A 13,431-nucleotide genomic window follows, 5' to 3' on the forward strand; every position below is an offset into this window, starting at 1 on the left:
GAAGCGCGAGTGGAGCAGAGAGATGTTCCGTATATCTTGTGAGCGAGCGATCAGCCGTCGCGAGTTCTTGCGCTCAGCCGTCGGCACTGGCACTGCTGCAGCGATGTTCTTTGCATCTCCGTTGCGAGCGGCAGCCCTTCCTCCTACGCCTAAGACAATCGTTGTGACCTTTGGTGGCGGAGCTCGGGATGAGGAGACGTTCGCTCCTGAAGGTCAACGTTACATTCCTCGTTTGCTCGCAGAACTTATACCGCAGGCTACGTTCTACACGCAGGTGGTTAATCGTGGAATTCTAGGTCATTATGTCGCCAACGCCGGCCTTGCAACCGGCTGTTACGAAACCTTCGACAACTTCATGCCGATTGCACCGAGCAACCCAACGATCTTCGAATACTACAGAAGGGATCGGCAGCGATCAGCATCGGACGTTTGGGTAATTGCTCCCAGCAACGGCTTTGATCACATCGGCGAGAGCAATCACACGCTTTATGGCCACGGGCTCGGCGCAACAGTTGTGCTGCCCAAGCAACTGCTCACCCTCGCCAACCACCACGCCGTCGCCGACTATGACCAGCTGCTTCGAGACAACTACGAGTCGCCTATCGCTTCACCGCTTACAGCCAAACGTCAAGATTCGCTGCATGGAATGGCGGAGTTGATGAAGCTTTCGATGGATGATTTCCTCGCACATGCGCGCAAGTCACAAAGCCCTGATGAGTTGTCGCTGTATATCGCGCAGCACGTAATGCAGACAGTAGCGCCTAGCCTGCTTTGGATCACTTTGCATGACATAGACATTGCCCATTCCGGAGCCTTCTCGCTGTACACCGAAGCGATCACACGCACTGATAGCATCTGCGCGAATTTGTGGAAGAGTGTTCAGAGCAACCCCGAATATGTGGGCAAGACAAATCTGTTCATACTGCCGGATTTCGGCCGCGACTCGGATATGAGCCCCGGCGGCAATGGGTTTCAGCATCACCGAACCGGCGACGCACTCTCGCGCACGACTTGGCTTATGGCAATGGGCCCGAACATCCGTCAGGGTGTCACAGTCGACCGTCCCGTGCAGTCTGTGGACCTGGTGCCTACGCTCGCACATTTACTTGGCTGCAACGCTCGATTCAGCCGCGGGAGTCTCCTCACAGAGGTTCTATGATCGCCTCGCCAGCTTCGCTCCAGTCGTTCGACTTCGCGCAATACCCGCCGCAGGCGCGTGATCTTGCTCAACGATACTTGCCGACGTTGACTGGCTTGCCGGTTGCCTTTCTCGCCGTGTTTCTTCGAGAGCTGATGGGCTATGACTGGCAGTTCCCTGTGGAGCGCGCTGAGACGGAGGCGCAGCTGCATACGTTCCGAAACAGGAGCGACCTTCCCAATCTTCAGCAGACTCTGGCTCGCTTCGATTCACTTCCGATCGCCCCATGTTTTCAACGCACTGGATGGGCCGCGCAGCCTTCGCGAGCGGTGGAAGAGATGACAGCATTTCTATGGAGCGCGGGAGCCATGGATGCCTTTCACGTTGCCGGAGCAACTTACGGCGATCAACTCGCGCAGATCCGTGTGGAGGAGAAGGTCCGGGATCGACTTTGCATCGTTATTGTCGGCCGGGATGCTCCCGTCGAACACGATCTGTTTCGTCATCTGCGTCCGCATGGAACCTGCTTCGAGACTGTCAGTGCTGGAGGCGGCCTGAAGGCAATCATGTCGCTTCTGGAGAAGCGTGCACAGGTTGACCCAGTCCCTTATGCCCACTGGTATGTAGACGGCGGAGAAACACACGATAGAAGCGCTCTGGCAGGTGTCAGCTCCATTTCGTACGGAGGCCTCGCGCCAACGCGGCGCAACTTGCTTCAATACATGGTTACTGCGCGCTCGTTAGGCTCGGTTGGTCCGGAAGAGCTGCGCAGCAGGATGATGCAGATGGGGCCAACACAACTCGGCAACTCGCAGGGCGGTTCAGACGAAGTCCTTCGTCACTTCGAATTGAGTGTACTGACGGAAGGGGCCGGCACACAGATCTTCAGCACCACCTTCGTGCAGTGGACGGCTCGTGAGTTGCTGCGACGGGCACGTCCGGACACGTTGGTCCTACGCTATGCACCTCGGCAGGCAGACCGACCGATGAATGAGCTGATTTCCGTCGAAGATGGTGGACAGGAGCTCGACCCGCGCGGATCCCTGGTTGACGCTGAGATGGGGGCCTACTACACCTGGATCAACCTGAACCGACTGCACGGTGAGGAAAACTGCCGTTTCATTGCATGGCATGAGTCAGGCACAACCGCGATCGCGGTGTCTCCGGCTCTTGCGAAAGGGACCGTTTCGACGCAGACCTGCGATGTTGAGCAACTTCTTCGTTGGTCGTTGGGATAAAACCACCGAACAATCTTTTCCAAACGCCGCCTTACTTCCGCAGGACCGCGCGAATCGTGTCGGCGGCCTGATCGCCCATGAGGGCCGCGCCTGAGGGTCCAAAATGCACTGTGTCCTCGTAGGTGTCCAGGTGCTTCATCATGAGTGAGTGCTGGTCATCAATCGTGATTCCAAGCGGAGAGAGCAACGCTTGAGCAATCTGGTTCCGCTCGTTGATTCGCTCATTCGTGGCGCCGTTGAAGGCCTTGATCTGCACGGGCGTGATCGTCGCCCAGACCATTGCATGGTGAGTCGGAGCGATCTGCTCAACACTGTGGAGCAGATCAGGCAACGCAGTTTTGTACTGTGCCTCTGTGTAGTTCCAGCCATGCATACCGTTGTTGAAGTGAACCACCCGGAAGGCGACATTCTCCATGGCTGCGAACTCCTCAATTTGTCGCGGAAGCCGCGGATCCCCCACTGAGGTGGACACGGCCATGAGATAGACATTCGCGGCTCCTTTCAAGTCCTTCGTAACTTCGGGAAAGTAGTTACGCGTGATGGAATCTCCGAGCAGCAGCACGTTGGGAAGAGCTGGGTCTGCGTGCGATGGCCGCACTTCCCACGTCCACTCAATCTCCTCCGGAATGGAAGTCTGTTTCTGAGCCTCGCCGAGCAGCGTCGCGCAGGCGAGCAATGCGGCTATCGCAATGGGCCAGTAAAGAGCTTTGTGGTTGCCATAGTGAGTCAGGTTGCGTAAACGCGTGGACGCGTGCAAATTATCCTCCTGATGATTACCTGTTCTGACCTAGCGCATAAGTGCTCATGATTACTTCGTCCGGGTCAAGCTGAAGGCCAACGCCTGAAAATCGCCGCGCAGTTTGAGATCAAGCCCATGATGCATCCAGTATGAGCCAGAAGCAGTGATGGGCGTTCCATCGCCAACGTTTCCGGCGATCATGGATAGGGTGTAGGTTGCGTTCTCTTCGAGTCCGCGCAACTGCACGAGTGGAAATGGATAGAGCTCATGGCTGGAATGAAGGAAGGCAAACGTGACAGCTTGTTTGCCATCACGGGAGACGGTCTCCGTGACGGATTGCTCGCTGTTGTTCTCCGGAGTAACCAGCCGATAGAGAGAACCGCGCTGGACCGTTTCACGAATGGATTTGTACGCAGCTACCATCGTCCGAGCCTCGTCCAGATCTTCGTGCGTCCATTTGTTCAGATTGGCTCCTATGCCAAGTGCCCCCTGCATGGACGACAAGAAGCGGTACTCGAGTGAGAGGGACCGATTGTTCACCCAGGTGGGTGAATCCGTTACCCATGCGGCCATGACTCCGGGCGAGTACGCATAGGTGAAACCGTTCTGGATGAACAGTCGATCGTAAGCATCGGTGTTGTCTGAAGGCCAGACTTCATCGGTGTAGCGCATGACCCCAAGATCAACGCGGCTGCCACCTCCCGAGCAGGACTCGATCTCCACATTCGGGTGCTTCTGCCGCAGCTCGACGAGGATGGAGTAGAAGTTATTGGTGAAGTCGACGTAAACGTTCTTCTCTAAGTCGGACGCAGCCGCAGGCCAGCCGGGTTCGGACCAGTTACGGTTGTAGTCCCACTTGAGAAAGGCGATGTCATTCTCTGTTAGCAACTTGTCGAGAAAACTATAGACATACGCCCGCACGTCGGGCCGGGCGAGGTTGAGCACTAACTGGTTGCGCCCCTCCGTACGCGGACGTCCCGGAAAATTCAATACCCAGTCTGGATGTTTGCGATAAAGATCGCTGTTTGGGTTCACCATTTCAGGCTCAACCCACAGACCGAAATCCATGCCTAACGAGTGCACCTTATCGATGAGCGGCTTGAGACCATGGGGGAATTTTTGCTGGTTCACGTACCAGTCGCCGAGGCCGGAATGATCGTTCTTGCGTTCGCCGAACCATCCGTCATCCATCACAAAGCGCTCGACGCCGATGCTTGCCGCTTTTTCGGCGAGCGTCATCTGGCCAGCCTCATTTACGTCGAATCCAGTCGCCTCCCACGAGTTATAGACGACGGGGCGCAGCTTTGGCTTGGGATGGCCGGGCAAGATCGAGTCGATTTCGTAACGATGCATCAGCCGCGACGCGCCACCGATGCCGTGGCTAGAGTAGCCTCCATAGAAGTCGGGCGTGGTGAGTTTTTCGTGAGGCTTCAGCAGATAGGCGAAGTCGAAGGCATTCGGGCCGCCGGTAATGCGCACTTGTTGGAGTTGATCCTGCTCCACAGATATCTGCCACGACCCGCTCCAACCGAGTGCCCCGAACCATACCTCACCTTGATCTTGATCGCCTGCGCCTTCGCCTTCGCGGTCGATAGCAAACCATGGGTTGTTTTGTGCGCCGGTAGTGCCGCGGCGGCTCTCCAGCACGGTTTTACCCGGCTCGATATGCCTCTCCTGCACGTTCCACTCCCCTGCCCAGCGGCCGGTGAGATAGCGAAGCCGATAGTCTGTGCCACGTGGGAGACTCCAGGTACCCGCTGCAATCTGCTCCACCGTGAACGGAACGCCGGTACGATTCTCTACCGTCGCGGAGCGGCGAAGGATTCCCGTCTCCCCATCCGCCTGATAGGTAAGCATGACGTATACATCGCGTGAGATGTCTTTCATTACGATTGAAAGGCTATCTCCATCAATGCGATGCGAGACATACTTCAATGTAAGGTCCCGGTTGCCGTCCGGGAAGGTGATCTTCAGATCTGGGTCGACATAGAGTCCGCCTCCCCACCCTACATATTCCTGTGGCGTCACAGTCAATGGCGGGTCGAACGATGAAGCCTCTGGCATACTGTGTGCAGCGGCGAAATGATCACTTGCAGCGAGATGTCCGCCCCAGTACAGGTTCTGAAGCCCCTGTACTTCATTAATGCCGAACACATAGGTGCTGTCAGCGGCATCGATGCGAAACACACCGGAGGTGGAATCGAACTGGATGGTCGCCGGCGTGGTTTGGGCGCTCACGTTGACGGTAAAGCAACTAGACAAAGCCAGCACCAGAGCTGCAATACGTAGATGGAGAGCCGAAATAACCGTGCAACACTGCATGAATACAAACTCCTACGTTTGGGTGCGAGAGCCGGCGACGTCAGGCGCTTTGTCGAGAAAGCTCTGCGGTCGCAATCGGACCTGTTGACCGGCTTGCAGATGAACGTGAGTGACTCGGTCGCGATAGCGGATCGGGATTGACCCGCTTCCTCTCGCGCTGATGGTAGCTGAGCTAAGTTCGCCGTTGCGCCATTTCACGGCTACCACGTAACTACCTCGTGCACAGAGACCACGGAAGGACCCAGTTCGCCACATTGCTGGCAACGCAGGTAGTAACTCGATCTCGCCTCCATGGGACTGCAGCAGCATCTCGGCAATCCCAGCGCTTCCAGCTGTATTGCCGTCAATCGCGAAGATATTCGAATCGGCTCCGGCTACGCCCGCACTGGAGTAGGTCATTAAATTGTCGTCTGCTGCCTTCGCGATGAGACCTAAGAGATACCGATGAGCCTCTTCACCTTTGAGCAATCGCGCGTGGTAGACCACCAGGTTCGCTCGGCCCCACTCGCTCTGTTCCCAGTGCGGCGCGCTCATTCGACGCTGGATAGTGACTTCGGCTGCACGGGCCAGGGCAGGAGTAGTGCGCGGCGAGATTTGAGGCTCGGGATAGAGTGCCGTGAGAGGTGAGGTATGCCGATGGTTCGGTTCGGCGTCCTCAAAGTCTTCCATCCACTCCTGCAACTGGCCGTGCCGGCCGATCTGCAGCGGCGGCAGCTTCGCACGGGCTGCCTCCACCCGCGAGCGCAGATCGGCGTCGATCGATAACGTAGCGCAGGCCTCCACGACCATGCTGAATAAGGCGTGGACGAATACTCTGTCGATCGTATTTCCCATCGATTCCGAGGCTTGTTGCCCGGACGGAGTGATGTACCAATTTTCTGGTGAGTCAGAAGGTCCAGTTACAAGCCAGCCATGCTTCGGCTCCTCCACCATGTAAGCGAGAAAGAACTCAGCGGCTTCACGGAGTACTGGATACGCCCGGGCACGGAGAAATTCTGTGTCGCGTGTGAACTCGTAGTGTTGCCACATCTGCGTGGCGATCCAAAGGCCGGCTGTCACTACGATGCCCCATCCTGTGCCGCCCGGGGCGGTGTAGCCCCACGGATTGGTGACCGTATGCGCGACCCAGCCGGGTGAACCGTACATCTCCCTTGCAGTCGCCTTGCCCGCAGAGGCAAGACCTTCAATGAGCCCGAACAGCGGAGCATGACACTCCGAAAGATTGCAGACCTCTGTGGGCCAGTAGTTTTGTTGGGTGTTGATGTCTAGATGGAAGTCGTCGGTCCACCCCATGCTGCTGGCTAGCCCATCATTCCAGATACCCTGCAGTGCAAGCGGGAGGACTGAGTCCGCGCGGGAACCCGCAATCGTGAGATAGCGGCCGTATTGGAAGAAGAGGGTAACAAGCTCTGGATCGTCACCACCATCCTCAAGTGCTTTACGTCGTACGTCTATTGGCTGAAGCCGCGTGCTCTCGGAGCTGGGGCCGAGATCCAGCGACGTGCGGCGGTACAGTGGCCGATAGTCCTCAAGGTGCGCGTGGCGAAGTTGCGCGAACGACATGGCTGAGGCTCTTCGCAGAGCCTCTCTAGATGTCTTTTCCGGGTTGTCTCCGCGAAAGCTCGTGCCGGTAGCCAGCAGAATCGTTACAGCATCCGCGCCCGAGACAGCGATAGCCTGGCTCATTGCGGACATCGTGCCTCCACGGGCAAGCACCTGTGCTCGAATCTGGATTGCTACCCCGTCTTGACCGCTGCTGTGCTTATGCTCGAAGCAGCTTCCTTTGAGTACTAATGTGTCTTGACCCTCTGTGCTTGTCGTATTTGGAATCTCGCCCTGACTGAAGCTCATACGAAAGGAGATCGCACCTCGTTGGCTGGCGGTCAGCTGTATTGCGATCACACCGTCAGCATGGGTTGCGAAAATTTCACGCACATATTGAATGCCGTCACATTTAAAACGAACTGCAGCAATGGCGTCATCCAGGCTAAGCGATCGCTTGTACTCCACCGGCTGGTTAACGTGCTCGAATGCGAGTTGGAGATCCGGTAACGGCAGGTTCGTACCGAAATTCTTCATGTGTCCGGGGAGGTACTTACTGCATAGCACCTGCGCTTCGTCGTACTTGCCTGCGAAGAAGAGCTCACGTATCTCGCGGATGTGGGGGAGCGCCCCTGGATTGACCTCACCTGTTGCGGGGCCGCCGGACCACGCTGTCGAATCAGATAACGCGATCCTCTCTTCTTGGACGCCGCCGAAGACCATGCCTCCAAGGCGGCCGTTGCCAACAGGCAGCGCCTCGAGCCAGCGTTTTGCTGGCTGCTTGTACCAGAGTTCTTCGGCGGCTGCCGTTGAACCCTTCTCCGAAAGAGCGGCGGACGTGTGCTGCAGGGCAACCAGCGCGAGACCGCCTTGCATGAAGCTGCGTCTGTCGATACTCAAACACCTCTCCTCATCTGTTCGACTCCGCTTCATCCCAAGAGACGCGGATACCGCCAACCCGGAGGGCACCCTGCCCGGTTAGATAAAAATAGACTCCGTAGAGACGTAAGAAACCAGGAAGGCCGTACAGAGGACCGGCCCTCCTAGCGAGCTAGAACGCGTACTTCAACGAGAGCTGAAGGAAGCGAGCATCAGGTGTGTTGTTCTGGAAAAACTTCGTTCCCGTGATCTGACCGGCTTGCGGTCCGATCCCGGTGTTCGCAGGATTTCCATTCGTTGGATGGTTGAGCAGATTGAAGGCGTCGGCGCGGAATTGCAGTGATTGTTCGTGGAAAGTGGGGAAGGTCTTGAACAACGACATGTCCACCCGCGAATAGCCGGGGCCATAAATCTGGTTCGAGCGACCGCCAAGAAATGCAACAGCGGACGTGTAGTCAGTGACTACTGTTGAACCCGTAATGAGGTTTCCGGGCAGCGGGTTTACGAAGGCGCAGGGGTTATACCAGTTCGTCCGTGTTTTGACCTTTGTCGGACAAGAAGTCAAGCTGGGATTATTGGCCGTGTCTGGAGTTCCACCCCCTTGAACGGATCACCGACAAGCAATGCACGCGCGCTGCCACCGTTCGCAGTAGAGATGCTCGGCGACACAGTGAAAGGAGTGCCGGTTTGCACTGCGAAGACCACGCTTGTGGACCAGCCACCAACGGTATATTCCGCCAGGCGGGAGTTGTTCAGGAAAGCGCGTCCCCTCCCAAACGGCAGTTGGTAGTTTCCGTTCAATGTGAAGCGGTGACGAATGTCGTACGGCGAGTTTGTCCATTCCTGGCCATACGGAATCAGCGCCATGTTGCGGTCGCCGACTGCGGTCGAAAGTCCGCCCGCGTCGCTTGTGTCATCGAGCGAGTGCGCATAGGTATACGTGGCAAGGAATGTCAGGCCATGCGACGTACGCTTCTCCAGTTTGGTCTGAAGTGAGTTGTAGTTGCTGTCGCCGCCGAAGTGGATCGTTCCGATGCCACTGAGGTCGGGGAACGGCTGGAACTGCTGCGTCGATACGCCGGGAGCGAAAAGACCGCGTATCGTGTTGGGATCGTAGTAGGTCGAGAGGTGCCTGGACGAATTGGCGACATAACTGACAGTCGCCGCAAGGTTCGGGGTGATGGACCGCTCCACCGTGAGGCTGTAGTTGATGGTGTATGGCGTCTTGATGTTCGGATCGATACCGTGCAAACCGGGAAAGGACACAAAGTTCTGCAGTCCAACTCCGGTGGCTGCTACCAGACCATCCGACAGCGAGATGCCCTGTGACAACAGCGATGGACAGCTACCTAAAGAGCAGTCCGGCGTTGGGAGATTGGCTCCGTTCGCCCAGGGGAAGTTCGTTCCAAGATTGGTATTGCCCTGGCTCTGCAAACCACCGTAGAAGAGTCCGAAGCCAGCGCGGACGACGGTCTTCTCATCAGTCCGAAACGAAGCACCCAGACGCGGCGCGAAGTTGAAGCTCTGTCCCGTCGCCAGCCGATCATTGTCGACGTACTGCAGCGAAACGTGGTCCTTGGCCAGCACGGCGAGGAACGGCGCGCCGAGGTCCTGATTGCGTGACCGGCTGGGAAGCTCATAGATGCCTGTTCCAGTACCGATGCCCAGATTGCCTGTCGAGATGAAGTTCGCCTGGTTGCCAGCGTTCTCCTTGTATGGCTCATAGTGGTCATAACGAATGCCAACGTTGAGCGTCAGCCGCGGCGAGACCTTCCAGTCATCCTGCAAATAAGCCGCGTTATACCACTGCGAATCATTGATGGGAGGGCTGTTCGCAATGCTGGCGGAGTTCATCTGCCCAAGCAGAAAGTCCGCCGGACCTGCGCCTGTTGTGATGGAACTTCCCACCTTGCCTGTGTATTGGCCGTTGAAATAGTACTGGCCAATCGGGTTCGGAGCATAGCGATCGAAGACACGAATGGATTGAAACGACACGCCCGCCTTGAGAGAATGCTTTCCAATAGTGCGCGTGACGTTGTCCAGAATTTGATAGACGTTCTGGGCCTCGTCCTGTGTGCCGACCGAACCCCACTGGTTGATCTGGATGGGGCCATAGCCGAAATAGCCCAGAGGAATGCCACCCAACCCGGGACCGTTGTTGGGAATGCCACCTAGCCCAAGCGATGCCGCCAGGGAGTAGTCATTGGCGTTGGGTTGGTGGTATTGCGAGACAATCCAGTTGTAGCCAAAGCGGAACTCGTTGACGAGGTTCGATGTGAAGGCATGCGACTCGCTAAGCATGAAGTTCTCAGCCAGATTCGTATCGTTCGCACCGCCAAAACCACCGCCATCCAGTACCGGGCCAAGCGGCAAGCCGTTCGTCTTGATCTCGTGCGCGTAGCTGAAACGCACGTAGGCCTGGTCCTTCGCGCTTATATTCCAGTCCAGTCGCTGATCCCACTGTACCGTGTTATCCGTCCGAGCGAGGTTCACGCGATAGTTGTTGTAGGTCAGTCCCGACACGCCGAGGTTCGACTGTGGGTACAGGTTGATGATCTTCTGCGCAACGGGATCGATCTGGTTCGGGCAAAGCGCATTGTTAACACCGTTACAGGAAAGCGTCGTCGTGCCGCCCGAATTCGGCGCATAGAGCTGAACAGGCACACCCTGGTTGTTGAGGCTGGTGTTCAGCAGTTCAGAGAAGTTACCGGTGCGCATCAACGCTGTTGGAACCGTGGTCGTGGTGGGTAAGGCTACCGAGATTCGGTTGGCCTCAACGTCTCCGAAGTAGAACAGGTGATTCTTCCAGAAGGGCAGACCGATGGTTCCGCCAAACTGGTTCTGATGATAAGGCGAAATAGTGCTTGCGTCCCAGTCCTTGGAATCGAGATTGGTATTGCGGAGGTACTCCCAAAGATCACCGTGAATGGCGTTAGTTCCAGACTTTATGCTGGCGTTCATGACGGCGCCGGCGGAGTGACCAAACTCGGCGCTGAAGTTGCTTGTCTGGATGCTGAACTCAGCGAGCGCATCCGGCGGCGGGCGCATCACAAAGCTCGAACCATTGAGGAAGTCGATCAGATTGGTGTTATTGTCGACGCCATCCAGGACAAAGTTGTTTTGCTCGGCGCGCTGGCCGTTCGCGACGAAGTCGCCCGTACCGCTACCGCGGGTGCCTCCGAACGGTGGGGCAACGCCAGCAGTCAATTGCGCGATGTAGACCCAGTTGCGACCATTTAGCGGCGTATTGTTGATCGTCTCGGTGCTGATGACCTGGCCTACCGCCGCTTCCTGTGTCTCCAGGAGAGGGGCGCCAGTGGTCACCGTGACCGTCTCGCTTGCGGCGCCCGCTTTTAGCTTCAGGTCGACGTTTAGGCGCTGCTGTATGTCGACATGCAGGTTCTCCTGCTTCGTGGTTGAAAACCCGGGAGCGGAGGCACTCAGTGTGTAGTCGCCTATCTTGATCGGAGAAAAGACGTAGACGCCGCTCTCGTTAGCCTGGCGTTGCAGCGCCAATCCTGTCTCCGGGCTTGTAAGCGTAACCCTCGCGTTTGGGATCGCCGCACCCGAAGAGTCCTGCACGACACCTGTGATCGCTCCCTGATCCACCTGGGCATGTGCTAAACCGCATAGGGACAGAAGAAGGAGCAGCCAGACCACAGGCCACGACCTCCCTACCAGAAGACGCTTTTCAAATTGTAGAGCCACGTTTTCGCCTCGCATAAATATTTGCCTCCAGCATGCGCCGTCGATTTGCTACCTCGGCGCTTTGCTCCTGACTTCAGTAGTTTGAGACCCCTGTCACTGAGGCGTTGATAGCCTCTCGAGACGTTTGAATTGCATGAATAGACATCTTTAGATTACAAAATGAATCCGGTTACATTTCGACGAGAAAAATACAGAATTTCCATCTTGTTTGTCAATGAAAACTTAAACGCACAGGTGAAATTACACTAACCTCTTGCAGCTCCACATCTTCAACTTCGCCCCTAAGGCTTCTGCTATCCTTCGCCGGAAGCAGATTGGCGCTCGAGGTGTGAAGCAATGTTGAGGTCAGCGTGCCGGGGGTTGATCGATATTGCGTCCATGCTCCAGTTAATAGATGCTCCAAACATACGGAGAGCTCGAACCATCCTGGAAGTACTACTGCCCGGATATCTCATAGCATCGCTTCTAATCGGATGGGCCGCGAGGCGCAGATTTCGAGCGGCGAACTCTTATCTCAACGCGACTCGATCCCTGCCTTCGGGTATTGTTGTGCTCTCTTATGTCGCAGCTAACTGTGGAGCATTCGAGGTCATAGCGCTAAGCGCCGTAGCAGCGCAGTACGGGGTAGTAGCGTTTCACTTCTATCTGATTGGGGCTATCCCAGCAATCCTGTTTTCGGCACTCCGATTTTTGCCACTTTACCGTACCCTATTAATCCGGAGCATGCCGCAGCTCCTGGAGATGCGCTACGGGCCGCAGATGCGCCTCCTGAATGCTTGCGTTGTCGCCAGTTCCCTGCTCCTGCTCGCTGGCGTGTCGCTTTTCGCTGTCGCCCAATTTCTCGAGGTGGCCGCCGGCTGGAGCTTCGTAACCGGAGCCTCCACCACTGCTACTGTCGTGCTGGCTTATATCCTTTTAGGCGGACTCCGCGCGACTATCTACAACGAAATACTGCAGCTGACCGTTGTGCTTCTCGGGCTTGTCCCCATCGGCTCTCTAAGTGTTCGGTACCTGCTGGCCAATACCAGAACGAATCACCTCGTACTTGGCCACCTATGGATGGGTCTGCCGACGGCGTCTGTGACGAGTCCATTTGATGTTCTTGGGCTGATAGTGGGATTGGGGTTTGTCCTAGGGTTCGGATACTGGTGTACCGATTTCGTGTTGATGCAACGGGCTTTCACTACCCGGACGGAGTTGGCCGCACAACAGGTTCCTCTGTGGAGCGGGTTTGCGAAGCTCTTCTTTGCCCTGCTCGTCGTTTGTCCGGGACTAGTTGCAGCCCGTCTCTTTACTCAACTGGGCACCACGGCACGATACGAGCAGGCTATCCCGCTGCTCATGCAAAGCGCATACGGTCCCGTTATGCTGAGCATCGGATGTACCGCTCTTGCCGCCAGCCTCCTGTCAGGGGTCGCAGCTAATGTGGCGGCATTCGCTTCCATATGGACAGAGGACATCTATCGCACGCGACTACGTCCGGGCCGTCGCGAAGAGCACTACCTGTTCGTCAGCCGGTGCGCAATTGTTTTTGCTGCAACTCTCGCAGTATTCGATTCCTCCATCACGTTCTACTTCAGTTCCATCATGGAGCAGGTGCAGCTGATCTTTACCATCTTCGGCACGCCGCTCTGGGCGATTTTTTTATTGGCATAGTCTCTCCCCGCATTACAACCCGCGGCGCTTTCGCCGGCTTCTTTGCTGGAATGAGCGCCTCGATATTGCACCTGATCCTTTCTGTCTCAGGCGTTCTGCGCTATGGAACGATGATGAGCGCCAGCTTTCATTCCGCCATATACGCCTTCCTGACGACCTGCCTCGTCGCAGTGTGCGTCAGCGTCTTTGTACCGTCGGATTGCGGATCT

At 56.6% G+C, this 13,431-nt stretch carries 8 protein-coding genes; 3 read left to right on the plus strand and 5 right to left on the minus strand.

Annotation, left to right across the window (positions count from 1 at the left end):
- Positions 1-22: 22 nt before the first annotated feature.
- Positions 23-1,159, plus strand: coding sequence for a hypothetical protein (locus tag RBB80_RS00325; protein WP_433966401.1), 1,137 nt, complete (start codon positions 23-25; stop codon positions 1,157-1,159).
- On the plus strand, positions 1,156-2,376 hold the full coding sequence (locus tag RBB80_RS00330) for a hypothetical protein (protein WP_433966402.1): 1,221 nt from the start codon (positions 1,156-1,158) through the stop codon (positions 2,374-2,376). Before RBB80_RS00325 ends, RBB80_RS00330 begins: the two co-directional genes overlap by 4 nt.
- Before the next feature lie 31 nt (positions 2,377-2,407).
- On the opposite strand, the gene RBB80_RS00335 is transcribed toward RBB80_RS00330, so the two are convergent.
- The 5 genes from RBB80_RS00335 to RBB80_RS00355 all read right to left on the minus strand — a co-directional run bounded on the left by RBB80_RS00335 (position 2,408) and on the right by RBB80_RS00355 (position 11,566).
- On the minus strand, positions 2,408-3,133 hold the full coding sequence (locus RBB80_RS00335; RefSeq protein WP_433966403.1) for an SGNH/GDSL hydrolase family protein: 726 nt from the start codon (positions 3,131-3,133) through the stop codon (positions 2,408-2,410).
- A 51-nt stretch (positions 3,134-3,184) separates the two neighbouring features.
- Positions 3,185-5,437 (minus strand): alpha-galactosidase, encoded by a 2,253-nt coding sequence (locus tag RBB80_RS00340; protein ID WP_433966404.1) that lies wholly within the window; start codon positions 5,435-5,437, stop codon positions 3,185-3,187.
- Between the two features lie 12 nt (positions 5,438-5,449).
- Complete coding sequence (locus tag RBB80_RS00345) at positions 5,450-7,879, minus strand: glycoside hydrolase family 95 protein (protein ID WP_433966405.1); 2,430 nt, start codon at positions 7,877-7,879, stop codon at positions 5,450-5,452.
- Between the two features lie 151 nt (positions 7,880-8,030).
- Positions 8,031-8,423: a hypothetical protein gene (locus tag RBB80_RS00350; protein ID WP_433966406.1), complete on the minus strand. Its 393-nt coding sequence runs from the start codon at positions 8,421-8,423 to the stop codon at positions 8,031-8,033.
- Entirely contained in the window at positions 8,420-11,566 is a 3,147-nt protein-coding gene (locus RBB80_RS00355) for a carboxypeptidase regulatory-like domain-containing protein (protein WP_433966407.1), read from the minus strand. The genes RBB80_RS00350 and RBB80_RS00355 overlap by 4 nt, the downstream gene beginning before the upstream one ends.
- 378 nt (positions 11,567-11,944) lie before the next feature.
- Between RBB80_RS00355 and RBB80_RS00360 the strand changes: the two genes are divergently transcribed.
- On the plus strand, positions 11,945-13,222 hold the full coding sequence (locus RBB80_RS00360; RefSeq protein WP_433966408.1) for a sodium:solute symporter family transporter: 1,278 nt from the start codon (positions 11,945-11,947) through the stop codon (positions 13,220-13,222).
- Positions 13,223-13,431 lie beyond the last annotated feature (209 nt).

The organism is Tunturiibacter gelidiferens, assembly GCF_051013345.1.
In the GTDB taxonomy this organism is placed as follows: Bacteria; Acidobacteriota; Terriglobia; order Terriglobales; family Acidobacteriaceae; genus Edaphobacter; species Edaphobacter gelidiferens_A.

Coding starts and splice junctions, on each gene's coding strand:
- RBB80_RS00340 (WP_433966404.1), bottom strand. CDS start 5,437: ATGCAGTGTTGCACGGTTATTTCGGCTCTCCATCTACGTATTGCAGCT.
- RBB80_RS00330 (WP_433966402.1), top strand. CDS start 1,156: ATGATCGCCTCGCCAGCTTCGCTCCAGTCGTTCGACTTCGCGCAATAC.
- RBB80_RS00360 (WP_433966408.1), top strand. CDS start 11,945: ATGCTCCAGTTAATAGATGCTCCAAACATACGGAGAGCTCGAACCATC.
- RBB80_RS00325 (WP_433966401.1), top strand. CDS start 23: ATGTTCCGTATATCTTGTGAGCGAGCGATCAGCCGTCGCGAGTTCTTG.